Genomic DNA, 26,169 nt, shown 5'->3' on the forward strand with positions numbered 1-26,169 from the left:
AGATCAGAAACCTGGCCGACCGTGAATCTGCACGAGGTGACGGTTCCTCGCAAGATCCTTGCGCCCGACGCGCGTTTGCCGAACCCTGTCCCCGCTTTCGCGCTCGAGAATGACAGGATGGCCACATGAGTGACGCGCATGACGCATTTTCCACCCGATCAGCAGGGGTAAATGCCGTTCGGGGTACAGCATCCGGAAGCCAGCGCCGGCGACTCTGGATCGAGATCACCATAGTTCTGGGCCTCTCGCTCGGGGCCAGCGCCGTGTACTCGATCGTCGCCATCATCGCGCGGGTGACAGCGGAGACCGCCCTCGGCGATCAGTCCGCCGCGCTGAACCCCTCGCAGTCGCCGCGCGAGTGGCTCGATTTCACGTACCAGTTCCTCGGCGTGTTCTTCGACCTGTTCCCGGTGGCGCTGGTGCTGTACCTGCTCTGGCAGCCCGGCATCAGTCCGTTCCGGCGCATCGGGTTCGATCTCACGCGTCCCGGTCGCGACGCCCTGGGCGGGCTCGGCCTCGCGGCCGCCATCGGCATTCCCGGCCTGGCGCTCTACGCGGGCGGCCGCCTGCTCGGCATCACCGTCGACGTGCAGGCGTCGCCGTTGGACGCTGCGTGGTGGACGATCCCGATCCTGGTGCTCTCAGCCCTGCGGTCGGCCCTCTCGGAGGAGATCATCGTGGTGGGCTACCTGTTCACCAGGCTGCGCGAACTCGGTTGGGGCAAGTGGACGATCATCCTCTCGGCGGCGGTCCTGCGTGGCAGCTACCACCTGTACCAGGGCTTCGGTCCCTTCGTCGGGAACGCGGCGATGGGCGTGGTGTTCGGCTGGTGCTACTGGCGATGGGGACGGACGATGCCACTCGTCATAGCTCATACGATTCTCGACGTCGTGTCGTTCGTCGGGTACCCGCTGGCCGTCGCGTGGTGGCCGGGACTGTTCTGACACGTCCCGTCGCGAGGTGCGCCTCAGCGGCGACATGAAGGGGCAGGACGGGCTGCGGGGGCGTCACCGGACGCTCGACGTCGTCGTCGTGGGCGAGGGCGGCCCGCCGAGACGGGGTGCAGACCACCATCACCTCGGGAAGCCACATCCCGAGCCCGTAGGCGTGGTCGCTCACGGCCTGGGCCTGCAGGAGAGCGGATGCCCTCCCCGGGTCCGTCCGCTGCAGCGCCGCCGCCCGTGACTCCAGGCTGAGCCGATTGCCGATCACTGACAGGGCGACGATGAGTCCGATGAAACCGAACGAGGCCGTCGTCCAGAGCAGGTCGAAGACGTTCATGGCAGTCCTCCCGACGTAGACGTCGCGTAGATTCGCAACGGTACGCCGGGAGGGGCCGGATGGCTAGAGTCTCTGCTCGCTGAGAGCCGGGCGAAGCCCGCGCTCGAACCGCTTCGGTCGCGGCCTCCGGCCGGACTTCAGCGAGTCCTAGTCCGCGAAGGCCTCGATCGGCGGGCAGGCGCAGACGAGATTGCGGTCGCCGTAGGCCTGGTCGATGCGGCGCACCGGAGCCCAGTACTTGTTCCGCACCAGCGTGTGCACGGGGTAGACGGCCTGTTCCCGGGTGTACGGGTGGGTCCATTCCCCCTCGATGACCGACCGCGCCGTGTGCGGGGCGTTCCGCAGCGGGTTGTCATCGGCCGGCCAGTCACCCCGGGCTACGGCATCCGCCTCGCCCTTGATGGCGATCATGGCCTCGATGAAGCGCTCGATCTCAGCGAGGTCCTCGGACTCCGTCGGCTCCACCATGAGCGTCCCAGCGACGGGGAACGACATGGTGGGCGCGTGGAAGCCGTAGTCGACGAGCCGCTTGGCCACGTCGTCGACGCTCACACCGGTCGCCGCAGTGAGCGGGCGCAGGTCGAGGATGCACTCGTGGGCGACGAGGCCGTTGTCGCCCGTGTACAGCACGGGGTAGTGCTCGCGCAGGCGGGCGGCGATGAAGTTGGCGCTCAGCACGGCGGCTCCGGTGGCCTGCTTGAGGCCCTCGGCGCCCATCATGCGCACGTACGCCCACGAGATGGGCAGGATGCTCGGGCTGCCGTACGGAGCGGCCGAGATGGGCCCGCCGTCGTGGTTGTAGATGCCGTGGTCGCGGCGCTGGGCCATCGGGTGGCCGGGCAGGAACGGTGCGAGGTGCGCCTTCGCCGCAACGGGACCGACTCCGGGTCCGCCGCCGCCGTGCGGGATGCAGAACGTCTTGTGCAGGTTCAGGTGCGAGACGTCGCCGCCGAAGTCGCCGAAACGGGCGAAGCCGAGCAGCGCGTTGAGGTTGGCGCCGTCGACGTAGACCTGTCCGCCGGCGTCGTGCACGGCCTGCGTAATGGCCGTGACCTCGTGCTCGTACACGCCGTGAGTCGACGGGTAGGTGATCATGAGCGCGGCGAGGGTCTCGGCGTTGGCGGCGATCTTCGCGCGCAGGTCGTCGAGATCGACGTTTCCGAGCTCGTCGCAGGCGACCACGACGACCTTCATCCCGGCCAGGACGGCCGACGCAGCGTTCGTTCCGTGGGCGCTGGAGGGGATGAGGCACACAGTGCGCTCGGCCTCCCCGTTGGAGCGGTGGTACCCGCGGATGGCCAGGAGCCCCGCGAGCTCGCCCTGGCTGCCCGCGTTCGGCTGCAGCGACACCGAGTCGTACCCGGTGACCTCCGCCAGCCAGTTCTCGAGCTGCTCGATGAGGGCGAGAGAGCCGACCACGTCGGCTTCAGGGGCGAAGGGATGCAGCGCGCCGAACTCGGGCCAGGTGACGGCCTCCATCTCGGTCGCCGCGTTGAGCTTCATGGTGCAGGAGCCGAGTGGGATCATCCCCCGGTCGAGCGCGTAGTCGCGGTCGGCGAGCTGCTTGAGATAGCGCATCATGGCGGTCTCGGAGTGGTGCGTGTTGAACACCGGGTGCTCGAGGTATCCGCCGTCGCGGGCGAGGTCGGCCGGAACAGCCGCCTTCACGGCGTCGGCCGAGTAGTCGAGGGAGAACTCGAGACGCTCGGGCAGTCCGAAGGCGTGCGCGATGGCTGCGAGGTCGTCGGTCGTGGTGGTCTCGTCGACCGAGACGCCGACCGTGGCCTCGCCGGCGAGGTGCACGTTGTAGCCGAGCTCGCGGGCGCGCTCGACCACGGTCGAGGCCAGGCCCGGCACGTTCACGCGGATGGTGTCGAAGAAGTCGTCGCTCGCCAGTGTGAGGCCGTACTCGGTGAGGGTGGCGGCGAGGGCGCGCGCCGAGAGCGCGGTCTTGGTCGCGATGAAGCGGATGCCGCGGGGACCGTGGTAGACCGCGTACATCGAGGCCATGACGGCCAGCAGCACCTGGGCGGTGCAGATGTTCGACGTGGCCTTCTCGCGGCGGATGTGCTGCTCGCGGGCCTGCAGGCTGAGCCTGTAGGCGGGGTGGCCGTCGGCATCCTGCGACACTCCGACCAGGCGGCCGGGGAGCTGGCGCTCGAGTCCGGCGCGCACGGCCATGTAGCCGGCGTGCGGTCCGCCGAATCCCATCGGAACGCCGAAGCGCTGGCTCGTGCCCACGGCGACGTCGGCGCCGAGCTGACCCGGGCTGGTGACCAAGGCGAGCGCGAGGAGGTCGGCCGCGACGACGGTGAGGGCGCCCTGCGCCTTCGAGGCCGCGATGATCGCGGCGGGGTTCCAGAGGTTGCCCGATGCGCCGGGGTACTGGATGAAGGCGCCGAAGTGCTCGCCGAGCTCGGCGAAACCGGCCTCGTCGAGGCGGGCGAGCGGAGCCCGCACCAGCTCGATCCCCACGGCCTCGGCGCGCGAGGCGAGAAGGGCATCAGTCTGCGGGAAGGCGTCCTCGTCGACGATGAAGCGCGGGCTCTTCGACTTCGACCCGCGTCGGGCCAGAAGCATGCCCTCCACGACGGCCGTGCCCTCGTCGAGCATCGATGCGTTCGCCGTGTCGAGCCCGGTGAGGTCGGTGACCATGGTCTGGAAGTTGATCAGCGCCTCGAGGCGCCCCTGCGAGATCTCGGGCTGGTACGGCGTGTACGCCGTGTACCAGCTCGGGTTCTCCAACACATTGCGCTTGATCACGGCCGGCGTGATCGTGCCGTAGTAGCCCAGGCCGATGAGCGAGGTGCGCACGGTGTTCTGGTCGGCCAGGGAGCGCAGCTCGGCCAGGGCCTCGCGCTCGGTCGCAGCCTCGGGGATGACCGAGGTGAGGTGCTCGCCGATCGCGATCGACGCCGGCACGGCGGCCGACATCAGCGATTCGAGCGAGTCGTAGCCGAGCTCGGTGAGCATCGCGGCCTGGGCGTCGAGGCCGACGCCGATGTGGCGACGCCCGAAGGCGTCCATGTCGAAGGCCGAGGAGGCTGAAGTCATTGCGCGCGTGATCCGATCAGATTCGTGGATGCAGGAGGAGGTTCGGCTATTCGCCGACGATCGCGCTGTACTCGTCGTACGAGAGCAGGGCGGGGAGCTCCGTGAAGGTCACCTTGATGAGCCATCCGTCGCCGAAGGGGTCGGAGTTCACCAGCTCAGGACTGTCGACGACCGCGTCGTTGATCTCGGCGACGGTTCCGTCGATGGGGGCGAACAGCTCGCCGACGGACTTGGTCGACTCGATCTCGCCGACGACGACACCGCCCTCGACCTCGGTGCCGACGGCGGGGAGGTCGACGAAGACGACGTCGCCGAGCTTGTCGGCGGCGTAGGCGGTGATGCCGACGGTGGCGGTGTCGCCGTCGACGAGCACCCACTCGTGCTCGGCGGTGTACTGGAGCGTGGTCTTGTCAGCCATGATGGCGTCCTCTCAGGGGGTTGGGATTACTTCTGGCGCTTGTAGAACGGGAGCGCGACGACGGATGCCGGGATGCGGGTGCCGCGGACATCGATGAAGAGCGCGGTGCCGACCTCGGATCGGTTGGCGTCGACGTACGCCATCGCGATCGGGTGGCCGAGCGTCGGGGACAGTGCGCCACTCGTGATCACGCCGACCGGTGCGGCCTCGGTCTCGGCGGAGGCGTAGACCTCGTAGTCGGCGCGGCCGGCGCGCCTGCCATCGGCGGTCAGGCCGACGAGAATGCGGGCGTCGGCGGGAGGACCGGCCTCGACCGCCGAGCGACCGACGAAGTCGCCCTCCTTGGTGAGTGCGACGACGCGGCCGAGGCCGGCCTGCACCGGGAAGGTGTCGAGCCCGAGCTCGTGGCCGTAGAGCGGCATCCCGGCCTCGAGGCGCAGGGTGTCGCGGCTGGCCAGGCCGGCGGGCACGAGGCCGTGGTCGGCGCCGGCCTGGGTGAGGGCGATCCAGAGCCTGGCTGCGGCATCCGTGCGGATGTAGAGCTCGAAGCCGTCCTCGCCGGTGTAGCCCGTACGCCCGATGAAGAGTGGAACACCCTCGAAGTAGCCGTCGCTCGACCAGTAGTACTTGAGGTCGGCCAGCGGGGTGCGAAGCTCCGTGATGGCCGTGGTGGCCTCGAGGATGGCGCGGGCGTTCGGGCCCTGCACCGCGATGAGCGCGATGTCGTCGCTCTGGTCCTCGACGCGCACGTCGAACCCCGCGGCGCGCTCCGTGAGGGCGGCGACGGCAGCCTCGCGGTTGCCGGCGTTGGCGACCACGAGGAACTTCAGCTCCTCCAGCCTGTAGACGACGAGGTCGTCGATGATGCCGCCGGACTCGGCCAGGAGCAGGCTGTACTTGGCCTGGCCCAGGGCGATGGCGCTCAGCTTCCCGGCGAGCGCGTGGTCGAGGAACGCCGGGGCCTCGGCGCCCTCCACCAGGATCTCGGCCATGTGCGAGATGTCGAAGATGCCGGCGGCTGTGCGCACGGCGTGGTGCTCGGCGAGATCGCTGGAGTAGCGGACGGGCATCTGCCAGCCGCCGAAGTCGGTGAAGCTCGCACCGGCGGTGACGTGCAGGTCGTGCAGGGGGCTCGAACGATCGGACACGAGAGTTCTCCAGAGTGTGCGCAGAAAGGCGCGACCGAAGCCGCTGGGAACTCCCCCTCTGTCATTGGCCTGAGAGTTTCACCCGGCGCGCGAGGCGCTCGGACTTTCACCGTCGGCGGGACGTCGCGTGGCGACATCCGCTTTTCAGAGCGGCCTCGTTCTTGCGGTGTAGTGACCTGAGAGATTGGCGGGGAGGCTTGCTCCGTCGGTGCCGGTTGATCCGGCTCTCCCGCAAGGCGTCGATGGCCCGATATGCGATTGTGCGCCACAGTCTACCGGGTGCAGGCGCATGCTCGGCCTCGTGCCGCCACCGTGTGAAGGCATCGGCGCTGCGGCGTGCCCGGGAATCCGCGGCTCGAGGCACCGGCGCCTTCACACCGAGGCCGCTTCGCCTTCAGACGGTGGCCGCGTGCTCGGATTGGAGTTCAGGTCGATATGACTGTAAGGTGAGTCCAGTGAGTTACGGTCACTCTGACCTTTACTCGACTTCCACTCGAACGGATGCGGCCATGACTGCAGCAGGAGCGATGCCGGAACGGGCACCGGGGGCGACGGACGCCGCCGCCCTGGCCGTCTCGACGGTCATCTTCGCGCTGCGTCCGCACGAGACGACCGGGCGCATGACGCTCTGGATCCCCTTGGTGCGCCGCACGAGGAACCCGCAGAAGGACCTCTGGGCATTGCCAGGCGGCTGGCTCCCCGTCGACGAGGAGCTGGTCAGCGCTGCGGCTCGAACGCTCGGCGAGACCACGGGGCTGGCGCCCACCTACCTCGAGCAGCTCTACACCTTCGGTGAGCTGGAGCGCTCCCCCGGCCGCCGCGTCGTCTCGGTCGTCTACTGGGCGATGGTGCAGTCCGCGGAGGCCGAACGGGCGTCCGAGAGCGAGAACGTGCGCTGGTTCGTCGCCGACGAACTGCCGCCGCTCGCCTTCGACCACAACCGCATCATCGACTACGCGCTCTGGCGGCTGCGCACCAAGGTGGAGTACGCCGCCATCGCGCACGCCTTCCTCGGGGCGACCTTCACCCTCGCCGAGCTGCGCGAGGTCTACGAGGCCGTGCTGCAACGCCCCATCGACCCGGCCAACTTCCGTCGCACGGTCGAGGCATCCGGCACCGTCGTCGCGACCGGAGAGGTCGTCGCCGGCACCAGGCATCGCCCGCCGCGGCTGTACCGCTACGACGCCTCCATCGACCTCGCCGACCGCGGGCCCCTCGGCCCAGAGTCCGTTCCGGGCGGCCAGTCAGTGGCCGGCCCGTCAGTGTCCGCTCCGTCCGTTCCATCCACAGGAGAACAGCGATGACCATCTCGCGCATCGAGCTCGGCGGCGCATCCGTCGATGCATCCGTCGACCGCACCATCCAGCTCGTCCAGGCCGGCCAGGCCGAGGGAAGCACCTGCTCCCCCGACCTCGCCGCCGGCCCCTGGGAGTTCGACGCCGGCCCCCTGGGCTACGGACCCGGGTCGTCGATGGGCGACGTGATCCCCGTCGGCTCACCGCGGCAGGGTGAGCTTCCGTCCGCCTACCGCACGGCATCCGCCGACGAGCTCGACGCCCGCATCCGAGCAGCGAAGGAGACCCTCGGCGAGCGCGTCGTCATCCTCGGGCACTTCTACCAGCGCGACGAGGTCATCGCCTACGCCGACTTCGTGGGCGACTCGTTCCAGCTCGCCAACGCGGCGAAGGCGAAGCCCGACGCCGAGGCCATCATCTTCTGCGGCGTGCACTTCATGGCCGAGACCGCCGACCTGCTGTCGCGGCCGGAGCAGGCCGTCATCCTGCCGAACCTCGCCGCCGGCTGCTCGATGGCCGACATGGCCGACATCGACTCCGTGCAGGAGTGCTGGGAGCAGCTCGAGGCCCTCTACGGCACCGAGCCCGATGCGGACGGCCGTGTTCCCGTCATCCCCGTGACCTACATGAACTCGTCGGCGGCGCTCAAGGGCTTCTGCGGTGAGCACGGCGGCATCGTCTGCACCTCGTCGAACGCGGAGACGGTGCTGGCGTGGGCGTTCGAGCGCGGCCAGCGCGTGCTCTTCTTCCCCGACCAGCACCTCGGCCGGAACACCGCCAAGGCCATGGGAGTACCCCTCGAGCAGATGCCGATGTGGAACCCGCGCAAGGCGCTGGGCGGCAACGGGCAGGCCGAGCTGCTCGACGCGCAGGTCATCCTCTGGCACGGCTTCTGCAGCGTGCACCGCCGCTTCACGGTCGACCAGATCGCGCAGGCGCGCATCGACCACCCCGGCGTGCGCGTGATCGTGCACCCGGAGTGCCCGATGGCCGTGGTCGATGCGGCCGACGAGTACGGCTCGACCGACTACATCACCAAGGCGATCGCCGCGGCGCCGGCGGGCTCGACCTTCGCCATCGGCACCGAGATCAACCTCGTGCAGCGTCTCGCCGCGCAGTACCCGCAGCACACGATCTTCTGCCTCGATCCGGTGATCTGCCCCTGCTCGACGATGTACCGCATCCACCCGGGCTACCTCGCGTGGGTGCTCGAGGCCCTCGTCGGCTCGGCGGAGCGGCCGGCCGAGGTGCTCAACCGCATCACGGTGGGCGACGACGTCGCCGCTCCGGCCCGGGTCGCACTGGAGCGGATGCTGGCCGCCAGGCCTCCGGCATCCGGCGGCGGATCCGCATCCGTCACCGCCCCGGCCCCTGTCACCGCCGTCGTCGGAGCCTGACCATGCACGTGCTGGTGATCGGCAGCGGCCTCGCGGGGCTGTTCGCCACCGTGCGGGCGACGGATGCCGGCCACAGCGTCACGCTCGTGACGAAGGGCGCCCTCGCCGAGAGCAACACCGCCTACGCCCAGGGCGGCATCGCGGCTGCCCTGTTCCCCGACGACTCGACCGACGCCCATCTGCTCGACACCCTGAGCGCCGGCGACGGCCTCTGCGACATCGATGCCGCCCGCGTGCTGGTGGAGGAGGGACCGGCCCGGGTGCGCGACCTCATCCGCTTCGGCGTCGCCTTCGACGGCGACGCGTCGGGCTCCGGCCTGGCACGGGGACTCGAAGCCGCGCACCGTCGAGCTCGCGTGCTGCACGCCGGCGGCGACGCGACAGGCGCCGCCATCGAGCACGCCCTCATCGCGACGGTGCGGCAGCGTGCTGCCGAGATCCACGAGCACACCCTGCTCGTCGAGCTGATGACCGATGCCGGCGGCGTCGTCGGTGCCCTGCTGCAGGGTCCCGAGTGGTCGGGCGTTGCCGCCGGCGCCCCTCGCGCCGCCGAGAACGACGATGCTGCGGGTCCGAAGCCCTTCCCACCCGCAGCGACTCCGGTCTCGCGCTGGGAGATCCGCGCCGACGCCGTGATCCTCGCGACCGGAGGCGCGGGCCAGCTGTACCGCCACACGACGAACCCCGCCGTTGCGACGGGCGACGGCGCCGCGGCCGCGTGGCGGGCCGGTGCGCGGATGGCCGATCTCGAGTTCCTGCAGTTCCACCCCACGGCGCTGGCCGTCCCGGGGACGCCCCTCGTCTCCGAGGCCGTTCGTGGCGAGGGCGCCGTGCTGCGCAACGCCCGCGGCGAGCGCCTCATGCTCGACGTGCATCCGCTCGCCGAACTCGCTCCCCGCGACGTGGTCGCTCGGGCCATCGCCGTCGAGATGGCGGCTCAGGGCGGCTCCCCCGTGCTGCTCGACGCCACGGCCATCGGCCGCGAGGAGCTCGAAGCCCGCTTCCCCACCATCACCGCAGCGTGCAGGGCCGCCGGCTACGACTGGGCCGTGCAGCCGGTTCCGGTGTCGCCGGCCGCGCACTACTGGATGGGCGGCGTCGCGACCGACACGTGGGGGCGCACCTCGCTCGCCGGCCTGTACGCCGTGGGCGAGGTCGCGTGCACGGGCGTGCACGGTGCGAACCGCCTGGCGTCGAACTCGCTGCTCGAGGCTGCGGTCTTCGCGGATCGGGCCGTGCGTGACCTGGGGACTGCCCCGCTCGCAGAGCGACGGGAGCGAAGCGAGCGCCGCGAAGCAAAGGGACCACGCACTGGTCTCCTCGGCTTCGCCGCAGCCGCTGGCGCGTCTGTGGCTCTGCCAGCGGACGTGGCGGCGGATGCGGCGGCGGATGCGGCGGACGCGGAGGTTGCCGGCACCCTCCGTGAGCGGATCCAGGGGCTGCTCTGGGAGCGGGCCGGAGTGCTGCGATCGGGCGACGGCCTCCGCGCCGCTCGCGCCGAACTCGCAGGGCTGCAGCGACCAGCCACCACGCGTGCGTGTGCGGCATCCGTCATCGAGGATGCGAACCTGCTCGACCTCGCCCGACTCATCGTCGACGCCGCCCTCGCCCGCGAGGAGTCGCGCGGCGCCCACTTCCGCTCCGACTTCCCCGTCGCGAACCCGCACCAGGCGGTTCGCGCTCCCCTTCGAGAGGACTCGCTCGCATGCTGACCCCAGCCGCCATCGACCGCATCGTGGCCGCCGCGCTCGAGGAGGACGCTCCGTGGGGCGACATCACCTCCGCGACCCTCATCCCCGAGGCCGCGTCGGCGACAGCCCGTCTCGTGGCGCGCGAGTCCGGCGTATTCAGCGGCGCCAGCGTCTTCGAGGCGGCCTTCAGGCTCACCGACCCGCGCATCGTCGTGACGCTCGACGTGGCCGACGGCGAGCCTTTCGCGGCCGGCGCCGTGCTCGCCCAGGTCTCTGGCCCGGCCCACGGCATCCTGCAGGCCGAGCGCATCGGGCTGAACTTCGTGCAGCGCATGGCCGGTATCGCCACCCTCACGGCCCGCTACGTCGCCGAGGCTGAGGGCACGAGGGCGCGCATCGTCGACACCCGCAAGACCACGCCGGGGCTCCGGGTGCTCGAGCGCCAGGCCGTGCGCGATGGCGGCGGCCACAACCACCGACACTCGCTCTCGGATGCGGTCATGGCCAAGGACAATCACCTCGCCGTTCTCACCGCCGGAGGCCTGTCGGTGACGGATGCGCTCCTCGCCGTGCGCGCCAGCCTGTCGCACACGACGCATCTCGAGGTGGAGGTCGACCGCATCGACCAGATCGAGCCCGTGCTGGCGGCCGGCATCGACACCATCATGCTCGACAACTTCGCACCGGATCAGCTGCGGGAGGGCGTCGCCATCGTCGCCGGACGTGCGATCGTCGAGGCCAGCGGGGGCGTGAACCTCGACACCGTCCGCGCCATCGCCGCCACCGGCGTCGACGTCATCTCGGTTGGCGCCCTGACCCACTCCGTGCGCTCACTCGACCTCGGGCTCGACGTGGTGATCGAGGCGACCGCAAACTCGACAGCGACCGCAGGATCCGCGGCATCCGTCACGGCTCCATCCGCCAGCACGAGCTCACCGTGATCTACCTCGACAACGCCGCGACGACGCCGGTGCGGCGCGAGGCGATCGAGGCCATGTGGCCGTTCCTCACCGGAAGCTTCGGCAACCCGTCGAGCGTGCACTCCGTGGGCGAGATCGCCGCCCGTGCCCTGCGCGACGCCCGTGCCGAGGTCGCCCGCGTGACCGGATGCCGACCCGGCGACGTGATCTTCACCTCGGGCGGCACCGAGGCCGACAACCTGGCCGTCAAGGGCATGACCCTGGCGACGCCTCGGGGCCGGCACATCGTCACCACGCCGATCGAGCACGAGGCCGTGCTCGAGTCCGTCGCGTTCCTGGAGCGGGTGCACGGTTTCGAGGTCACGGTGCTGCCCGTGGACGCCGGCGGCCTCGTCTCGGCCGCCGATCTCGCCGCCGCGATCCGCGACGACACGACCCTGGTGAGCATCCAGTACGCGAACAACGAGGTCGGCACGGTCCAGCCCATCGCCGAGTTGGCGGCCGTGGCCTCGGCACGCGGGATCCCGTTCCACACCGATGCCGTGCAGGCTGCCGGATGGCTCCCCCTGGGCATCGACGAGCTGGGCGTCGACGCCCTCTCGCTGGCCGGGCACAAGGTCGGCGCACCCAAGGGCATCGGCGCCCTCATCGTGCGCGGACGCATCCCGCTCGAACCCGTGCTCCACGGTGGCGGTCAGGAGCGCGAACGCCGCAGCGGCACCGAGAACGTGGCCGGAGCCGTCGCCTTCGCCACAGCGCTGCGCCTGGCCGAGGCGGAGCGGGCTGACGCGGCGGCCGGGGCGACCGAGCGCCGAGACGCCTTCATCGCGGCCGTGCTCGCGTCCGTCCCCTCGGCACGTCTGACCGGCGACGCGACCCGGCGACTGCCCGGCACCGCATCCTTCGTCTTCCCGGGAACCAGCGGCGAGGCCGTGCTCCTCGAACTGGAGCAGCGCGACATCATCAGCTCCAGCGGATCGGCGTGCGCGGCCGGCAGCGAGGAGGCATCGCACGTGCTGTTGGCGCTCGGCCTCGACGCCGAGGTCGCGCAGACGGCCGTGCGCTTCACCCTCGCGAGCACGACGACGGCCGACGAGCTCGCGACGGCCGCCGCCGCCACGGCTCAGGCCGTCGAGGCCGTCTCCGGCATCCGCGGCTGAAGCACTGACACGCCGACGCGCCGACGCGCCGACCGCCGACACGCCTACGCGCTGGCGCCCTACAGCCAGCCGCGCTTCTTGAACACCTTGTACAGCCCGAACCCCATCGCCAGCATGAGCAGCAGGGCGAACGGGTAGCCCAGGGTCCAGTGCAGCTCGGGCATGTGGTCGAAGTTCATGCCGTAGACGGTTCCGACGAGGGTGGGCGCGAACAGGATGGCCGCCCAGCTGGAGATCTTCTTCACTTCCTCGCTCTGGGCGATGTTCGTCTCCGAGAGATTGCGCATCTCGTCGTTCTGGCGCTGGCCCACCAGGGTGAGCTGCACCGTGAGGGCGCTCTGCAGCAGTTGCCTGTAGGAGTCGCCGCGGTCGATGATGCGCAGCACGTGGTCGTTCACGTCGCGCAGATGGCGCTGCAGTTCGATGTCGACGCCGTACTTCTCCGAACCAGCCTGCAGGCCGGCGAGCATGCCGACGAGAGGCTGGGTGGCGCGCTGGAACTTGATGACCTCGCCCGAGAGGTCGTAGATGCGGCGTGACACGGCCTGGTCGCCATCGAAGATCTGGTCCTCGATCTCGTCGATGTCGTTCTCGAGGCCCGCCATGACCGGCGTGTACTCGTCGACGACCTCGTCGAGGATGGCGTAGAGCACGGCCTCGGGTCCCTGGGCGAGCAGGTCTGGTGCCGCCTCGAGCCTGTGTCGCACCGCAGCGAGGTTGGGTGCCTCGGCATGACGGATGCTGACCACGAAGTCCGGCCCGACGAAGATGTGCACCTCGCCGAACTCAACCTCCTCCACGTCGTCGAGGTAGCGTGCCGGGCGCAGCACGACGAACAGGGTGTCGCCGTAGCGCTCCAGCTTCGCGCGCTGGTGTCCGGTGCTGGCGTCCTCGACCGCAAGGTGGTGCAGGCCGAATTCGGCCGCGACGGCGCTCAGCTCGGTCTCGCTGGGCCTGTACAACCCGATCCAGGCGAAGCCGCCGAGTTCGGCCTTGGCCTCGAGGGTGAGGTCGAGGGTCTCGGGCGTCGCCACCCGCTTCCCGTCGACGTAGACGGCGTTGTCGATGACGGCCATGGGATCCTTCGGTGGGGCGGACGGACGGCCTCAGAGTACGCCGCCCTGTCGGCGGGTCGCGTTACCCTCGCTGAAGACTCGCACCTCGAAGTGAATTCTCGATCGGATCGGGAATGTGCATCCTCCCGGTCGGGTTCGCATTCAGTACACGCGAAAGCTGTTCGGGGCCGGCGCCGCCCTCGTTCGCCCAGCCCAGACCTCGCATCGCTAAGGGGATCCCCGTGACCGACAAGACCACCGCCGACGCCCCGGCGCCGAGTGATCTCGCCACCGGCCATGCCGTCGGTGCTGCCGAGACCGCCGCAGAACGCTCGTCACGCGCCGGCCGCGAACGCAACGTCCTGTGGGTACTGCTGGTGGCCACATTCGTCGTCATCCTGAACGAGACGATCATGAGCGTCGCCATCAAGACGCTCCAGCTCGACCTGGGAATCGACGCACGTGCGGCCCAGTGGCTCTCGACCTCGTTCATGCTCACCATGGCCATCGTCATCCCCGTGACGGGCTTCCTGCTGCAGCGCTTCACCACCAGGGCCATGTTCATCACGGCGATGACGCTGTTCTCGATCGGCACCCTGCTGGCCGCCCTTGCTCCGGGCTTCGAGGTGCTCCTGGCCGCCCGCATCATCCAGGCTTCGGGAACGGCCATCATGATGCCGCTGCTGATGACCACGATCATGACCGTGGTTCCCACGGCCGAACGCGGCAGGACCATGGGAAACGTGTCGATCGTGATCTCGGTGGCCCCGGCCATCGGTCCGATCATCTCGGGCGTCGTGCTCTCGCTGCTGTCCTGGCGCTGGATGTTCTGGATCGTGCTTCCCATCGCGCTGGCGATGCTCCTGCTCGGCTACCGCCGCCTGCAGAACGTCGGCGAGACGCGCAAGGCCCCCATCGATGCCCTCTCGGTCGTGCTGTCGGCCTTCGGATTCGGCGGCATCGTCTACGGGCTCAGCCGCATCGGCGAGACTCCGGCAGCCGGCGAGGACGCCGTCATCGCCGCGATGCCCATGTGGATCTCGCTCGGCGTCGGCATCCTCTCGCTGGCCGCGTTCATCCTGCGCCAGCTCCTGCTGCAGCGCCGGGACCGCGCACTTCTCGACCTGCGCGTCTTCACCTCACGGACGTTCTCGTTCTCCGTCGTGATGATGGCCGTCAGCATGATGGCGCTGTTCGGCACCATCATCGTGCTGCCGATCTACATGCAGCAGGTGCTCGGCCTGCCGACCTGGCAGATCGGCCTCATCCTGCTGCCCGGTGGGCTCATCATGGGCCTGCTCGCACCGCTGGTCGGGCGCCTCTACGACAGGGTCGGTCCGCGCGTTCTCCTCGTTCCCGGCGCCATCGTCGTGAGCGGAGTGCTGTGGGCGCTGACGACGGTGTCCGAGGACACGTCGCCGCTCTTCGTGCTCGCGGCCCACATCGTGCTGAGCGTCGGCCTCGCCTTCCTGTTCACCCCACTGTTCACTGCGGGACTCGGCTCGGTGCAACCGCACCTCTACTCGCACGGCAGCGCCGTGATCGGAACCGTGCAGCAGGTGGCCGGCGCTGCAGGCACCGCCCTCTTCATCACCCTGATGGCCACCCAGACGGCGACGCTGAGTGCTGCGGGGGCGAGTGCAGACGCGGCGGCTGCCGGCGGCGTGCAGGCGGCGTTCCTGGCCGGAGCGATCATCTCCATGTTCGGCATCGTCGCGGCGTTCTTCATCCGCAAGCCCGTCGACGCCCCCGAGGGAGTCATGGCGCACTGACGCCGGTCAGGCTGCGGCGCTGAACACCCTGCCCGCGAAGTCGTCGACGAGCCTCCGGCCGTCGGCCCACGTCCCGAGCGCACTGTCGCTGTTGATGTGCCCGAGATCGCCGGCGACGACGAGCTCGGCGCTCCACCGCTCCGCCAGCCGAGCCGTGGCATCCGTCGAGCAGAAGGGGTCATCGCTGCTCGCGATCAGCAGCAGCGGAACCGATGGCGGGTGCCGGGCGATCCCGATGAAGCTCGGGCAGCGCTCCGGGAACACGGCGATCGCCTCGTCGGGCGGTGCCACCAGGACAGCGCCGACGACTCCCGCCCCGTGCCCGCGCCCCAGCCATTCGACGGCGGCGAGGCATCCGAGGCTGTGGGCCACGACGAGGATGCCGGATCCGGGGTCGACCGCCCGCGCGCGTGCCTCGGCGTCATCGAGTGCGGCGATCCAGTCCTCGAGGTCGGGTTCGCTCCAGGAGGCCAGCTCGATGCGCACCATGCCGGCGTCGGCACGCTGCCAGAGTGTCTGCCAGTGCCGGTCACCCGACCCGTCGATCCCGGGCACGATCACGATGCTCATGGGAGTCAACTCTGCCAGTGCAGCTCGCTCCACGGCCGCCGGTCGAGGGTCACACTTCGTCGAGAATCCGCCACGGTGCGAGACGGAGGGCCGTCACGCCCAGCGGATCTCGTCAGGAGAATCGGGAACCACCACGAGGGGCCGACGAGCTGTGACGACGGGCGCGCCCCAGCCGTCGTAGTCTCCGGCGTGAGCGTCGACGATGGCCGTGACTGCACGCACGAAGTACCGGGCGCTCTCCTCGTCGACAGCGTCGAGGCGCACGGCGCACATGACGTGCGACGAGCTCGTCGACATCGTCGAGCACCGGAACGACAGCCGTTCGAGCTCGCGGACGGCCGCCTGGGCGTCGTCATCCGTCGGGAAGGAGGCGAAATGTTCGACCTCGCGAAGCCGGGACAGGTCGTCGCCGAGGATACGGCGATTGTCGATCTGGGTGCGATCGACGGCGAACTGAGAGGCGAGACGTCGGGTGTACTCGTCGGTCATTCGTTGATCCCTTCTGTGACCATTAGTGGTTACAGTAGCGACTCCCCCGTTCGGGGCGCATCCCCTCTGCACAGCTCCCAGCGCTCTCGGAGGAATCTCCCTGATCGCGGGGCGGATCGGGCAGGCACTCGAAGCGCCGTCGGCTCAGCAGTCGGGGCGACAGGAGCGCTGCGAGAGCGCGTCGACGAGCACGTCACCCAGGTCCTCGGGCTTGGTCGCCGAATAGGCGGCTCCTCCCGTGACCTTGGCGATCTTCGTCATGGCGTCGAGATCGGTGTCGGGGCCGAAGCCGATCATGATGACGGGCACGGGCTTGTCGGGGTCGGCCTGCTGCTCCAATCGCGCCAACAGCTCGTCGAGGGAGATGCCGTTCTCGTCCTCGTTCCTCCCGTCGGTGATGACCAGGAGCGAGTTGACCTTCGACGCGTCGTAGCCGTCACGCACGCGCTCGACGCCGGCGAGGGTGGTGTCGTACAGGCCGGTGGCCCCTCCGAGCCGGGCTGGCAGCGAGGCGATGATGTCGGCGATCAGTCGACTGTGCGCCGCATCCCCCAGCGGTGAGATCGGCGCGAGGACTTCCCAGTCCTGCTCCCCGTCGCGTCGGGTCGAGAACACCCAGACCCCGAGTTCCACTTCGCCCGAGAACTTCTGCAGGGCTCCGGATGCCGCCTGCTGGAAGATGTCGATGCGCCGGAGCCCGCTCTCGGCGGGCTCCGCCATGGAGCCGGAGACGTCGATGGCGGCGAGCATGCGCGACCGCAGGGTGAGCACGCCCCACGTGCGCAGGATGCCGAGCTGCGATGCGCCGTCGGCTCCGGCCATCAGCACGACGGGCTGGGCGACCACGCCCGGAGCGTCGACGGCTCCGGTGCCGTCGCCCTCGCGGAAACCCGCAGCCGTGATGATGTCGGCCGCGGCGTGCACGGCCTTCTCGAAATCGTCGATGGCGGCGTCGAGACCGTCGTCGCCGGTCGACTCCCCACCGATGCGGACGAAGGGATACGCGACGCCCGCCGTGCCGTCCGACGGGTAGAGGGCGAGGAACTGGTCTTCGCCGGGGGTGGCGTTGGCCGCCGCCACGGCCTGCTCCGTCGTGATGACGACGGTGGGATCGGATGCCGATTCCGCCGAGGCGAGCGCGGCGTCCAGCGACCGCGGGATGGACTTGCCCAGAGCGATCATCGCACCGGCGAACAGGCGGGGGTCGTCAGCAGGCGCATGCTGGCCCAGGGCGCCGAGCGCGGCGAGGCTGGCTCCGTTGGCCTCGGGGTCGGGCAGCAGGGCGACCACTGACCCGTCGAGGACCGACGACCACCCCACGCCCTGCTTCTCGGCGAAGGTCGACGCCTGCGCGGCCGGGGCGGCGAACACGACGGGCGTGGTCGCGACGGGTTCGCCGAAGTCCACCATGGGAGCCGGGCGACCGAGCGACGCGGCCGTCGCGTCGGTGCGGCTGCCCCAGGCGGCGGAATCCGGGATCCAGACGTCGGCGTGAGGGTCGCCGCCGGCAGCGAGCACCGCGGCCGTATCGGCCGAGTCCTGGGCTGTCACCGTGGTCTCGGCGCAGCCCGTGTCGGCATCGTGTTCGGCGGCGATGGCCTTCATGACCGGCGCCATGGCCGGATCGACGACGACGGACAACGAGGTCGTCGCTTCGCAGTCAGGAGTGGCAGAGCCCGTGGGAAGGATGTCGTCGAGTGAGCCGTTGGCCCAGGCGATGCCGCCGCCGGCGACGAGGCACACGGCGACCAGCGCGGAAATGGAACCCCAGATCAGGCCCGGACGGCGTCGCTTCACTGTGTGACGTCCCACGATCACTCCATTGTCGATACGAGGCCGTCAGCAGCCAGAGTACGTGCAGTTGTGGTTGTCCCCCGTCAGGGGGTCGCCGTCAGTGTATCCGAAGCGCGACGGATCGCACGAGGTCGTTCAGTCGAGCCGCGGCACCCGTTCGCGCAGGCCGGCCAGCAGCGTGGCGACGAGCTCCCTGATCCCCGTGCGCAGGTCGATGCGCATGGCCGCGAGGGCCGGATCGGCGGCGTAGGCCTCCGCCATCGCCGGGGAGGGCTGGGATGCCGCCCACAGTCCGCCGATGACGATGATCGTGCCACCCGAGAAGGCGAGGGCTGCCGCATCCGCATCGTCACCGAGCACGGGACGGGCGATGTCGGCCAGGGCACGCGTGGTCTCCAGCGCCGAGCGCTTGTAGGCGGCGGCCGCCGCCACGGAGACGTTCCGTTCGAGGACCACGGCGGCACTGGCGCAGAGGTCGCAGAACACCGGCCTGTCGGCGGCGGTGGCGGCGATGATGGCCGCGAGGCCGTCGATCGTCGCGGCCGCAGCGGGGTCCGCATCCGTCGACGTCGTCACCGACGCCAGCCAGGCACGGAACTCCCGATCGTAGAGCTCGAGGAGCACGGCCTCGCGAGAATCGAAGTAGCGCAGCACATTCGACTTCGCGAGTCCGACGCGGTGCGCCAGGGCCGTGAGGCTCAGCTCGGAGACGCGCGACTCGGCGAGGACCGCTGCAGCGGCATCCAGGATCGCCTCGCGCCGCTCGGCGCGCTGCTCGTCGCTGCGAGCCCGATGGAACGGTGCTGCGACGTTCATCCTGAGTCTTTCCTCATCGTCGGAAATAACAGACCCGCGGTCTGTTACCGTGGCCATAACAGACCAGCGGTCTATTATCGCCCGAAGGAGCCTCCATGTACACAGTGCCCGATCAGTCAGGACGCCTCATCGTCGTCACCGGCGCGAACAGCGGCACCGGCCGGGAGGCCACCAAGCGCCTGGCTGCAGCGGGTGCCCACGTCGTCATGGCCGTTCGCTCCCCCGACAAGGGCGAGGCGGCCCGCGCCGACATCCTGGACCAGGTCCCGGCCGCGAGCCTCGAGGTGAGGCACATCGACCTGTCCGAGCTGGCGACGGTGCACGCCTTCGCGGACTCGCTCATCGCCGATGGCCGACCCGTCGACACCCTGATCAACAATGCCGGTGTGATGGCACCGCCGAAGCGGATGGAGACCCGCGACGGGTTCGAGCTGCAGTTCGGCTCCAACTTCCTCGGTCCGTTCGCCCTGACCAACCTGCTTCTCCCGCTCGTCCTGGAAGGCGCCCGGCCTCGCGTCACCACCTTGACGAGCGGTGTGGCCAACGCCGGGCGGATCCACTTCGACGACCTGCAGTACGTCGACCGGCGCTATGTGCCCATGCTGGCCTATGCCCAGTCGAAGCTGGCGAACATGCTCGCTGCCCAGCACCTCGCCCGGATCGCCGAGGAGCGGGGCTGGCCTCTGATCAGCACGCTCGCCCACCCCGGCTTCACCCGCACCAACCTGCAGAGCTCCGGCGCGAACCTCGGCCGTGAGACACCCCGCCGGTCGCTGCTCGCCGGCGACCGCACCATCGTGCCGTCGCAGGATGTCGAGCAGGGCACGGAGCCGCTGCTGTTCGCGGCCACAGCTCCCCACGCACCGCAGGGTGCCTACTACGGACCGAACCGACTGGGACTGGTCGGGCCGACGAAACGCGTCGATCCGCCGCGCTCGGCACGGGGTGTCGACCTCGCCGCGTCGCTGTGGACCGTCGCCGAACAGCTCACGGGAACCCGGCTGCCGGATGCCGCATCCGTCACCGACTGACGACGAATCGGCGTCGGCGACCCGGGCCGCGCTCAGAGCACGGCATCGATGCCGTCGGCCTCGAGGTACGCGGTGCCGTACAGGTCGCAGCCGATGACGGCGAGCCCGCGGATGAGCTCGGCGTCGAACACGAACGGCGCCTGGGTGCTGGACGAGATGGCCGACCACCACAGGCGCAGCTCGTAGTCGTCCCGCAGCCGGTCGAGCTGCGCCTGCTTCTCGCGGAACACCTCGACGAGCAGACGGATGCTGGTCGAGCCTGCGGCATCCGCCACCGTCGACAGCCCCGGATCCGCTCGCACTGTGTGCTCCCAGAGCGAGTGCGTGTACTGCGTCGGCGAATGGCTGCCCGCCCGTCGCGACCGTGAGCGCCGGCGGGTGTCGCCGATCTCGTGGATGGAGGTCGGCTCCACCCCCAGCGCCGTCGTGACGGCCGCTGCGCTCAAGTGGTCGGAGTAGATCGCGAGTGTCGCGATGTCATCGGTCGGCATGGCATCCCCCAGTCCCAGTCCGTCACGGCCGTCGCGCGAAGCCCACGGTGGTCACCCGTGCGACTGCTCGGCCATGATGCCAGCGAACCACGTCACGGCGGAGATGACCATGCTTCACGGTCAGAGGACAGGAATCAGCGGCGCGGTTCGGGGTGGCGAGGCCTTTCCAGACGTCGGGGGTGCTGCGTACCCTTGATGCATGTGTCGATCGATCCACACCCTCCACAATTTCGAGCCCGCCGCGACGAATGACGAGGTGCACGCCGCAGCCCTGCAGTACGTGCGCAAGATCAGCGGGACGACCAAGCCGTCGAAGGCCAACGCCGAGGCCTTCGACAAGGCCGTCGCCGAGATCGCCCACATCACCGGGCACCTCCTCGAGGACCTCGTGAGCAGCTCCCCGCCCAAGAGCCGCGAAGAGGAGGCCGAGAAGGCCAGGGCACGCTCGGCGAAGAGGTACGCAGCGGCCTGACGCCCGGCCGTCGTTCGGTCGTCGCCCGGTCGTTGCCCGGTCACCCGCCCGCGGCACCGCCTGCCACGGCAGCACCGGGCGGCTCTGTAGCGTTGCCGCATGAGCATCGACGACTGGGAACAGGGCATCCGCGCATTCTGGGAGACCTTCGACGCCGCTCCTCCGGAGAGCGATGAGGAAGCGGATCCCCTGGTCGCGCGTCTCGACGCGCTCGCGGCCGAGTGCCCGACGGCCGATGGCCGCGCAGAGTTCGAGCGTGGCTGCATCCGCGATTCGACGGGTCGGACCGCGGAGGCCGTCGGCCACTACGAAGCCGGTCTCGCCGCGGGACTCGCCCCCGTGCGCCACGCGCGCACCCTCGTGCAGATGGCGAGCTCTCGGCGGGTGCTGGGAGATCCGGATGCCGCTCTCGCGATCATCGCCGACGCCGACCCGCATGCCCTCGGCGGGGCACCGAGCGCGGTACGGGCGCTGATCCTGCACGACCTCGGCCGTTCCGACGAGGCCCTCCGTGTGGCGATCGAGGCGCTCGTGCCTCACCTCCCCCGGTACCGGCGCTCGATGGCGAACTACGCCCGGTTGCTCACCGAGCCGGAATAGCGCGCGGCCGACGAGGAAATCGTCTCTTCCGCCCGGCCCGGCCCGGTGCGAGCATGGACGGACGGCCAGCAGAGGAGGCACGATCATGGCGATCATCCGCACAGTCCCCGACGACGAGGCCACGGGCAGGCTGGCCGAGCTTTACGCGGACGACATCGCCGATCAGGGCTTCGTCGCCGCTCACACGCGCGTGATGGGGCTGCATCCGGAGGCCTACGACGCCTGGGAGGCCCTGATCACCGCGATCGGTCGCCCGATGGGCAAGCGGCGCTACGAGCTCGTGACCCTCGCCGCGGCCCGGGGTGCCCGTTCGCAGCACTGCAGGCTGGCACACGGCCGACGCACGCTCACCCTGTCGTTGTTCGACGAGGATCAGCTGGTGCGCCTCGCGCGCGACTACCGTGACGCCGACCTGACCGAGGCCGAGGTCGCGATGATGGCCTTCGCCGAGCAGGTGAGCATCGACGCCTCGGTGATGACGGATGCCGACAGCCGGCGCCTGCGGGACGTCGGCTTCACCGACCGCGAGATCCTCGACATCACCCTGGCCGCCGCGGCTCGCAACTACTACAGCCGCGCGGTGCAGGCCCTCGCCGTCGACGTCGACGAGACGCCGGACATCACCGAGGAGTTGAGGGACGCGCTCGTCGCCGGCATCTGAATCGGCGCGCCTACTTCAGCAACCGCGACAGGATGCGGTCGGCGAGCACCTTGCCCCCGGTCTGGCAGGTGGGGCAGTACTGCAGGCTCGAGTCGTGGAAGTTGACGTCGCGCACGGTGTCACCGCACACCGGACACGGCAGGCCCGACCGGGCGTGCACGCGCATGTTGGCGCGCTTGGCATCCTTGAGCTCGGCCGGCGGCTTGCCCGAGGCCGTCGCGGCGGCATCCGCCAGGGTCGAACGCATGGCGCCGTAGAGGCTCTCGACGGTCTCGGGCGTCAGCGACGCCGCGATGGCGAACGGCGACAGTCGGGCGACGTGGAGGATCTCATCGGAGTAGGCGTTGCCGATCCCCGCGATCACGGACTGATCGCGCAGCAGTCCCTTGATCTGGGTGCGGCGCCCACGCAGCAGCTCGGCGAACTCCTCCAGGGTGAAGTCGTCGGCGAGGGCATCGGGTCCGAGTCGGGCGATGCCGGGGACGTCCTGTGGATCGCGCACGACGTAGACCGCCAACGACTTCTTGCTGCCGGCTTCGGTGAGGTCGAAACCCGAGTCGTCGTCGAGCCTGACGCGCAGCGCGATGGGTGAGCGGCCGGGCTTGATGACTGTCGGAGGAACCACGTCCGACCAGCGCAGCCAGCCCGCGCGGGCGAGGTGGAACACGAGATGGGCGGCATCAGTCTCGATGTCGATGAACTTGCCGTGCCGCCGCACCGCCGTGATCGTGGCTCCGGAGAGCACGTCGATGGGCGGGTCGAAGGTCTTCAGCGCCGAGAACGAGGTGATCGTCGCCTTGCTGATGGCGTGGCCGACGGTGCGCTCCGCCAGGAAGGCGACCAGCGCGTGGACCTCGGGCATCTCGGGCACGCTTCCAGTGTGGCAAGAGCGTGAGACATTCGCGAGAGCTTGCGTTCAGGCGCGGGCAGTCGACAGTCTCAGCAGTTCTCTCACTTCGGCGGCGAACGGATCCACGGGGCCGTCGACCTGCAGGCCCGGCGCGACCGTCGTGATGGGAAGCACGGCGACGGCGCTCGGTGCAGCACCCCACTCGGAGCGCCATCCGCTGATCTGGGTCGCCGATGCCGCGTAGACGATACGACCGAGGCCCACCCAGGCGTGCGCGGCCGAGCACATCGGGCAGTGCTCGCCGGAGGTGTAGACGACGGCCTGCGCACGCTGGTCCGGGTCGAGGTTGTTCGCGGCCCAGCGAGCGATCTCGAACTCCGGATGCCGGGTCTCATCGCCACCGGACGTCCGGTTGCGGTCCTCGAACAGCGTCGAGCCTGCGGCATCCGTCAGCACGGAGCCGAACGGCTCGTCGCCGGCCTCCAGCGCCTCGCGGGCCAACTCGACGGCGCGCGCGAGAACCCGACGGTCGGCATCCGTCACAGCCATCGATGACGCCTCACCGAATTCGACACTGCCGACCCATCAGTCCTCGAGCCTGAACCCGACCTTGAGCGTGACCTGGAAGTGCGCGACACCGCCGTCGGCGACCTCGCCACGCGTCGACACGACCTCGAACCAGTCGATGTTCCGCAGGGTCTGCGAGGCCCGGGCTATGCCGTTGCGGATGGCGGTGTCGGTGCTCTCCGGCGATGTTCCGACGATCTCGGTGACCCGGTACGTGTGGTTGCTCATGATGCTCCCCTCGGCCCACGACCGCTGCGGCGCTGGGCGATTCCGACCCTACTCCGGCGCATCGGAACCTCGCTCGATGATGTCGTCGTCGGTCAGGACGACTTCAGTGGAAGCACCTCGCCACCGGTCTGGCAGTCGGGAGAGTACTGCGCCGTCGTGCTCGCGAAGGAGAAGTCGCGGATGGTGTCCCCGCAGACCGGACAGGCCTCGCCCGTGCGGCCGTGCACCCGCATCGCGGCGACCTTGGTCTCCTTCAGCCGGGCGATCGGCACGCCGCGCCGCGCATCGATCGCGCCGTTGATGGTGGTCACGGTGGCGTCGAAGAGCCGGGTCAGCTCGTCGGCGGCGAGATCCGACGCGTGCACGACCGGTGACAGCTTCGCCGCGTGCAGGATCTCGTCGGAGTAGGCGTTGCCGATGCCGGCGAGCGACTCCTGCTCCTGCAGGACGGCCTTCAGCTGCTTGCGGCGCCCGACGAAGGCTCCGTCGAAGTCGTCACGTGAGAAGGCGGGGTCGGCGGGGTCGGGACCGAGCTTCGCCACGGCGGGCACAGCAGCGGGATCGTCGACGACCCAGAGACCGAGCGAGACCCAGCCGCCGGCATCGGTGAACTCGAGCGCCGGTTCCTCGTCGAAGCCGAGCGTCACGAGGGTGGGCGGTGGCGCTGCGGCATCGGAGGCGGCGGGCGGCTCCGCGGCATCCGCTCCTCCCCAGCGGGCCCAGCCGTGGCGACCGAGCGAGACCACGAGATGCTGGGGTCCGAAGGCGAGATCGAGGAGCTTGCCGTGTCTCGTGACGCCGGTGACCCGTTGACCGACGAGGGATGCCGGCGGGCGGGTCCTCGTCTTCGTCGTGCGGAACTCGAGCACGTCGGCATCCGACAGCGCTCGACCCGTCAATCGGGCGTCGAGCTCCTCGGCGAGTGCCTGCACTTCCGGTGATTCCGGCATGACGTCAGCCTCCCACAGACGGCCGACACCGTGAACCCGGGCAACGGATGCCGTTCCGCCGGCGTCGCGTCACTGCGTCGCGAAGTCCAGCTTCGAGTCCGCGACGGCGATGACGGACCAGGTGCCGCCGCCCTCGTCGGTGAACTCGTAGGCGGGAACGACGAGCACGCTTCCGTCGGGCTGCCACTGGCTCGCGAGGCCGAGCCTGGCGCTGACGATGGCGACGTCGGTGACGGGCCAGGAGACCGGGGCACCGGCGCTCGGGGCCGCGGGCGGCTCTGTCGGAGGCACCCACTCCTGCGGTGCGTCGGCCGGTGCGGCACCGGCAGCGGGGTCGCGCAGCGCTATCGGCAGATTGGTCATCTGGGCGCCGAACCGCGGATCGGAGAGTCGCTCGAAGGCCTGCTGTTCGCTCACGACGTCGTAGTCCCCGAGCGCCACGAGAGTCGCCAATGGGCCGTAGGCGGAGAAGATCCCGTCGGAGGCGAGTTCGATGCTCCACGGCTGGTCGATGCGCTGACCGTCGACGACGGGCCACGCCTGGGCCGTGCGGGTGAGCGAGCCCTCCCACGTCTCCGAGGTGTACTCGAAGCCCTCGGGGTCGAGTCCGGCCGCCTCGATGAGCGAACGGATGCTGCCGATCGCCTCCTCCTCGGTGGGGACCACGCCGGTGCCGGTCTGCTCGCACGGTTGAGCGGGCTCGGCCCCGTCCACGCAGGGCCACGGCACGATCAGCGGATCCGAGTAGGAGAAGGACAGCAGGCCGTCCAGGCTCACTGTCAGCGAAGGCGCCGTGCCGTCGCGGGAGCCGACGATCCACGCCCCGTCCTTCAATTCGGGGGTGCCGTCCACGCCGAGAGCTGCGGCGAGCGCCGCTACAGTCTCCGCATTCGAGGCCGCGCGGGCGTCGAATCCGTAGCCAGCCGCCGTTCCGGTCGCCGTCGAGAGCCCCGACGAGCTGAAGCTGTTGCGGCCGTACCCGTAGGCGTACATCGAGTCGACGCCCCCGGCCATCTTCTGCGCCGACGGGGCCTGCCCGGCAGCGGCATTCGGCTCGCTTCCCGATCCGACGCCGGCCTCGCTGCCCGAGTCCCGACTCGCGCCCTGCAGCGAAATGGGCGGTGCCGCACCCTCGGCGACCGTCGACGGTGCGCCGGTGGACGCCCCGACCGCGTAGCCGGCGCTGCCGAAGACCACCAGGGAGGCCGCGACAGCGACGATCGGGATCCAGCGGCGGCTGCGGCGCGCACGCTCGGTGCCGAGATCGACGACGGGGGTCGGTTCGACCTCAGACTCCCCCGCCGCCGGTGAGGCCGGCTCCCCCGCCGGGTGTTCCCCGGTGGCGACCACGACGACGTCGTCGATGAATCCCGCGCGGGGTTCGACCTCGGATGCCGGATCGGCGGCGCGCAGCCGCGCGACCGGGTCGAGTTCGTTGTCGTCGTTCATGTCAGCCTCC

Annotated in this window: 26 protein-coding genes and 1 riboswitch; of the genes, 11 read left to right on the top strand and 15 right to left on the bottom strand. The window is 70.0% G+C overall.

Annotated features, from left to right (window positions below; all coding sequences use genetic code 11):
- Positions 1 to 125 precede the first annotated feature (125 nt).
- A complete protein-coding gene (locus tag ASF30_RS02975; RefSeq protein WP_055901234.1) occupies positions 126 to 944 on the top strand; it encodes a CPBP family intramembrane glutamic endopeptidase in 819 nt (272 codons plus the stop codon).
- Here the strand turns inward: ASF30_RS02975 and ASF30_RS22515 are convergent.
- The 4 genes from ASF30_RS22515 to gcvT all read right to left on the bottom strand — a co-directional run bounded on the left by ASF30_RS22515 (position 865) and on the right by gcvT (position 5,901).
- The gene (locus tag ASF30_RS22515; protein ID WP_157496908.1) at positions 865 to 1,281 is read right to left on the bottom strand and encodes a hypothetical protein; all 417 of its coding nucleotides are present in this window, start codon (positions 1,279 to 1,281) and stop codon (positions 865 to 867) included. The two genes, ASF30_RS02975 and ASF30_RS22515, sit on opposite strands and share 80 nt — an antisense overlap.
- A 147-nt stretch (positions 1,282 to 1,428) precedes the next feature.
- Positions 1,429 to 4,335, bottom strand: a complete 2,907-nt coding sequence (gene gcvP / locus ASF30_RS02980) for an aminomethyl-transferring glycine dehydrogenase (protein WP_055901237.1) — start codon at positions 4,333 to 4,335, stop codon at positions 1,429 to 1,431.
- A gap of 46 nt (positions 4,336 to 4,381) precedes the next feature.
- Positions 4,382 to 4,753, bottom strand: coding sequence for a glycine cleavage system protein GcvH (gene gcvH, locus ASF30_RS02985; RefSeq protein WP_055901240.1), 372 nt, complete (start codon positions 4,751 to 4,753; stop codon positions 4,382 to 4,384).
- Positions 4,754 to 4,779: 26 nt separating this feature from the next.
- Complete coding sequence (gcvT, locus tag ASF30_RS02990) at positions 4,780 to 5,901, bottom strand: glycine cleavage system aminomethyltransferase GcvT (RefSeq protein WP_082467402.1); 1,122 nt, start codon at positions 5,899 to 5,901, stop codon at positions 4,780 to 4,782.
- 154 nt (positions 5,902 to 6,055) lie between these two features.
- Positions 6,056 to 6,143, bottom strand: a riboswitch (glycine riboswitch).
- 267 nt (positions 6,144 to 6,410) lie between these two features.
- Here gcvT and ASF30_RS02995 point away from each other — a divergent pair.
- The 5 genes from ASF30_RS02995 to ASF30_RS03015 are packed head-to-tail and all read left to right on the top strand — an operon-like array spanning position 6,411 to position 12,364.
- Complete coding sequence (locus tag ASF30_RS02995) at positions 6,411 to 7,205, top strand: NUDIX hydrolase (protein ID WP_235480245.1); 795 nt, start codon at positions 6,411 to 6,413, stop codon at positions 7,203 to 7,205.
- Entirely contained in the window at positions 7,202 to 8,593 is a 1,392-nt protein-coding gene (nadA, locus tag ASF30_RS03000) for a quinolinate synthase NadA (protein WP_055901245.1), read from the top strand. Before ASF30_RS02995 ends, nadA begins: the two co-directional genes overlap by 4 nt.
- 2 nt (positions 8,594 to 8,595) lie before the next feature.
- Complete coding sequence (locus tag ASF30_RS03005; RefSeq protein WP_055901248.1) at positions 8,596 to 10,305, top strand: L-aspartate oxidase; 1,710 nt, start codon at positions 8,596 to 8,598, stop codon at positions 10,303 to 10,305.
- The gene (nadC, locus tag ASF30_RS03010) at positions 10,299 to 11,225 is read left to right on the top strand and encodes a carboxylating nicotinate-nucleotide diphosphorylase (RefSeq protein ID WP_082467403.1); all 927 of its coding nucleotides are present in this window, start codon (positions 10,299 to 10,301) and stop codon (positions 11,223 to 11,225) included. The genes ASF30_RS03005 and nadC overlap by 7 nt, the downstream gene beginning before the upstream one ends.
- On the top strand, positions 11,222 to 12,364 hold the full coding sequence (locus ASF30_RS03015) for a cysteine desulfurase family protein (RefSeq protein WP_055901251.1): 1,143 nt from the start codon (positions 11,222 to 11,224) through the stop codon (positions 12,362 to 12,364). The genes nadC and ASF30_RS03015 overlap by 4 nt, the downstream gene beginning before the upstream one ends.
- A 59-nt stretch (positions 12,365 to 12,423) precedes the next feature.
- Here the strand turns inward: ASF30_RS03015 and ASF30_RS03020 are convergent, their stop codons facing one another.
- A complete protein-coding gene (locus ASF30_RS03020) occupies positions 12,424 to 13,440 on the bottom strand; it encodes a magnesium and cobalt transport protein CorA (protein ID WP_055901255.1) in 1,017 nt (338 codons plus the stop codon).
- 221 nt (positions 13,441 to 13,661) lie between these two features.
- Here ASF30_RS03020 and ASF30_RS03025 point away from each other — a divergent pair, with 221 nt between their 5' ends.
- Positions 13,662 to 15,191, top strand: a complete 1,530-nt coding sequence (locus tag ASF30_RS03025) for a DHA2 family efflux MFS transporter permease subunit (RefSeq protein WP_235480246.1) — start codon at positions 13,662 to 13,664, stop codon at positions 15,189 to 15,191.
- Positions 15,192 to 15,197: 6 nt separating this feature from the next.
- Here the strand turns inward: ASF30_RS03025 and ASF30_RS03030 are convergent, their stop codons facing one another.
- The 4 genes from ASF30_RS03030 to ASF30_RS03045 form a co-directional block, all read right to left on the bottom strand.
- On the bottom strand, positions 15,198 to 15,761 hold the full coding sequence (locus tag ASF30_RS03030) for an RBBP9/YdeN family alpha/beta hydrolase (RefSeq protein WP_055901258.1): 564 nt from the start codon (positions 15,759 to 15,761) through the stop codon (positions 15,198 to 15,200).
- A 93-nt stretch (positions 15,762 to 15,854) separates the two neighbouring features.
- On the bottom strand, positions 15,855 to 16,250 hold the full coding sequence (locus tag ASF30_RS03035; protein ID WP_055901259.1) for a ribonuclease E inhibitor RraB: 396 nt from the start codon (positions 16,248 to 16,250) through the stop codon (positions 15,855 to 15,857).
- 144 nt (positions 16,251 to 16,394) lie between these two features.
- A complete protein-coding gene (locus tag ASF30_RS03040; RefSeq protein ID WP_157496910.1) occupies positions 16,395 to 18,062 on the bottom strand; it encodes a substrate-binding domain-containing protein in 1,668 nt (555 codons plus the stop codon).
- Positions 18,063 to 18,179: 117 nt separating this feature from the next.
- Complete coding sequence (locus ASF30_RS03045) at positions 18,180 to 18,860, bottom strand: TetR family transcriptional regulator (RefSeq protein ID WP_055901265.1); 681 nt, start codon at positions 18,858 to 18,860, stop codon at positions 18,180 to 18,182.
- Between the two features lie 95 nt (positions 18,861 to 18,955).
- Between ASF30_RS03045 and ASF30_RS03050 the strand changes: the two genes are divergently transcribed.
- Entirely contained in the window at positions 18,956 to 19,891 is a 936-nt protein-coding gene (locus tag ASF30_RS03050; RefSeq protein WP_055901268.1) for an SDR family oxidoreductase, read from the top strand.
- Between the two features lie 32 nt (positions 19,892 to 19,923).
- Here ASF30_RS03050 and ASF30_RS03055 read toward each other — a convergent pair whose 3' ends face one another.
- Complete coding sequence (locus ASF30_RS03055) at positions 19,924 to 20,382, bottom strand: DUF4279 domain-containing protein (protein ID WP_055901271.1); 459 nt, start codon at positions 20,380 to 20,382, stop codon at positions 19,924 to 19,926.
- Positions 20,383 to 20,581: 199 nt separating this feature from the next.
- Between ASF30_RS03055 and ASF30_RS03060 the strand changes: the two genes are divergently transcribed.
- The 3 genes from ASF30_RS03060 (at position 20,582) to ASF30_RS03070 (ending at position 22,115) form a co-directional block, all read left to right on the top strand.
- Positions 20,582 to 20,854, top strand: a complete 273-nt coding sequence (locus ASF30_RS03060) for a DUF2277 domain-containing protein (RefSeq protein WP_055901274.1) — start codon at positions 20,582 to 20,584, stop codon at positions 20,852 to 20,854.
- A 99-nt stretch (positions 20,855 to 20,953) separates the two neighbouring features.
- Positions 20,954 to 21,454, top strand: a complete 501-nt coding sequence (locus tag ASF30_RS03065; protein WP_055901277.1) for a tetratricopeptide repeat protein — start codon at positions 20,954 to 20,956, stop codon at positions 21,452 to 21,454.
- Between the two features lie 85 nt (positions 21,455 to 21,539).
- A complete protein-coding gene (locus ASF30_RS03070; protein ID WP_055901281.1) occupies positions 21,540 to 22,115 on the top strand; it encodes a carboxymuconolactone decarboxylase family protein in 576 nt (191 codons plus the stop codon).
- A gap of 10 nt (positions 22,116 to 22,125) precedes the next feature.
- Here the strand turns inward: ASF30_RS03070 and ASF30_RS03075 are convergent, their stop codons facing one another.
- The 5 genes from ASF30_RS03075 to ASF30_RS03095 all read right to left on the bottom strand — a co-directional run bounded on the left by ASF30_RS03075 (position 22,126) and on the right by ASF30_RS03095 (position 26,159).
- The gene (locus tag ASF30_RS03075; protein ID WP_055901284.1) at positions 22,126 to 22,986 is read right to left on the bottom strand and encodes an Fpg/Nei family DNA glycosylase; all 861 of its coding nucleotides are present in this window, start codon (positions 22,984 to 22,986) and stop codon (positions 22,126 to 22,128) included.
- Between the two features lie 45 nt (positions 22,987 to 23,031).
- The gene (locus ASF30_RS03080; RefSeq protein ID WP_055901287.1) at positions 23,032 to 23,514 is read right to left on the bottom strand and encodes a nucleoside deaminase; all 483 of its coding nucleotides are present in this window, start codon (positions 23,512 to 23,514) and stop codon (positions 23,032 to 23,034) included.
- A gap of 36 nt (positions 23,515 to 23,550) precedes the next feature.
- A complete protein-coding gene (locus ASF30_RS03085; RefSeq protein WP_055901291.1) occupies positions 23,551 to 23,760 on the bottom strand; it encodes a dodecin in 210 nt (69 codons plus the stop codon).
- 92 nt (positions 23,761 to 23,852) lie between these two features.
- Positions 23,853 to 24,710, bottom strand: coding sequence for a DNA-formamidopyrimidine glycosylase family protein (locus ASF30_RS03090; protein ID WP_055901295.1), 858 nt, complete (start codon positions 24,708 to 24,710; stop codon positions 23,853 to 23,855).
- Positions 24,711 to 24,779: 69 nt separating this feature from the next.
- Complete coding sequence (locus tag ASF30_RS03095) at positions 24,780 to 26,159, bottom strand: hypothetical protein (RefSeq protein WP_055901298.1); 1,380 nt, start codon at positions 26,157 to 26,159, stop codon at positions 24,780 to 24,782.
- Positions 26,160 to 26,169 lie beyond the last annotated feature (10 nt).

Origin of the sequence: Leifsonia sp. Leaf264 (assembly GCF_001422325.1) — a bacterium.
Lineage (GTDB): Bacteria > Actinomycetota > Actinomycetes > Actinomycetales > Microbacteriaceae > Orlajensenia.

Coding starts and splice junctions, on each gene's coding strand:
- ASF30_RS03095 (WP_055901298.1), bottom strand. CDS start 26,159: ATGAACGACGACAACGAACTCGACCCGGTCGCGCGGCTGCGCGCCGCC.
- ASF30_RS02975 (WP_055901234.1), top strand. CDS start 126: ATGAGTGACGCGCATGACGCATTTTCCACCCGATCAGCAGGGGTAAAT.
- ASF30_RS03060 (WP_055901274.1), top strand. CDS start 20,582: ATGTGTCGATCGATCCACACCCTCCACAATTTCGAGCCCGCCGCGACG.
- gcvH (WP_055901240.1), bottom strand. CDS start 4,753: ATGGCTGACAAGACCACGCTCCAGTACACCGCCGAGCACGAGTGGGTG.
- ASF30_RS03050 (WP_055901268.1), top strand. CDS start 18,956: ATGTACACAGTGCCCGATCAGTCAGGACGCCTCATCGTCGTCACCGGC.
- ASF30_RS03070 (WP_055901281.1), top strand. CDS start 21,540: ATGGCGATCATCCGCACAGTCCCCGACGACGAGGCCACGGGCAGGCTG.
- ASF30_RS03045 (WP_055901265.1), bottom strand. CDS start 18,860: ATGAACGTCGCAGCACCGTTCCATCGGGCTCGCAGCGACGAGCAGCGC.
- ASF30_RS22515 (WP_157496908.1), bottom strand. CDS start 1,281: ATGAACGTCTTCGACCTGCTCTGGACGACGGCCTCGTTCGGTTTCATC.
- gcvP (WP_055901237.1), bottom strand. CDS start 4,335: ATGACTTCAGCCTCCTCGGCCTTCGACATGGACGCCTTCGGGCGTCGC.
- ASF30_RS03080 (WP_055901287.1), bottom strand. CDS start 23,514: ATGGCTGTGACGGATGCCGACCGTCGGGTTCTCGCGCGCGCCGTCGAG.
- ASF30_RS03020 (WP_055901255.1), bottom strand. CDS start 13,440: ATGGCCGTCATCGACAACGCCGTCTACGTCGACGGGAAGCGGGTGGCG.
- ASF30_RS03030 (WP_055901258.1), bottom strand. CDS start 15,761: ATGAGCATCGTGATCGTGCCCGGGATCGACGGGTCGGGTGACCGGCAC.
- ASF30_RS03055 (WP_055901271.1), bottom strand. CDS start 20,382: ATGCCGACCGATGACATCGCGACACTCGCGATCTACTCCGACCACTTG.
- nadC (WP_082467403.1), top strand. CDS start 10,299: ATGCTGACCCCAGCCGCCATCGACCGCATCGTGGCCGCCGCGCTCGAG.
- ASF30_RS03035 (WP_055901259.1), bottom strand. CDS start 16,250: ATGACCGACGAGTACACCCGACGTCTCGCCTCTCAGTTCGCCGTCGAT.
- nadA (WP_055901245.1), top strand. CDS start 7,202: ATGACCATCTCGCGCATCGAGCTCGGCGGCGCATCCGTCGATGCATCC.
- ASF30_RS02995 (WP_235480245.1), top strand. CDS start 6,411: ATGACTGCAGCAGGAGCGATGCCGGAACGGGCACCGGGGGCGACGGAC.
- ASF30_RS03090 (WP_055901295.1), bottom strand. CDS start 24,710: ATGCCGGAATCACCGGAAGTGCAGGCACTCGCCGAGGAGCTCGACGCC.
- ASF30_RS03065 (WP_055901277.1), top strand. CDS start 20,954: ATGAGCATCGACGACTGGGAACAGGGCATCCGCGCATTCTGGGAGACC.
- ASF30_RS03085 (WP_055901291.1), bottom strand. CDS start 23,760: ATGAGCAACCACACGTACCGGGTCACCGAGATCGTCGGAACATCGCCG.
- ASF30_RS03005 (WP_055901248.1), top strand. CDS start 8,596: ATGCACGTGCTGGTGATCGGCAGCGGCCTCGCGGGGCTGTTCGCCACC.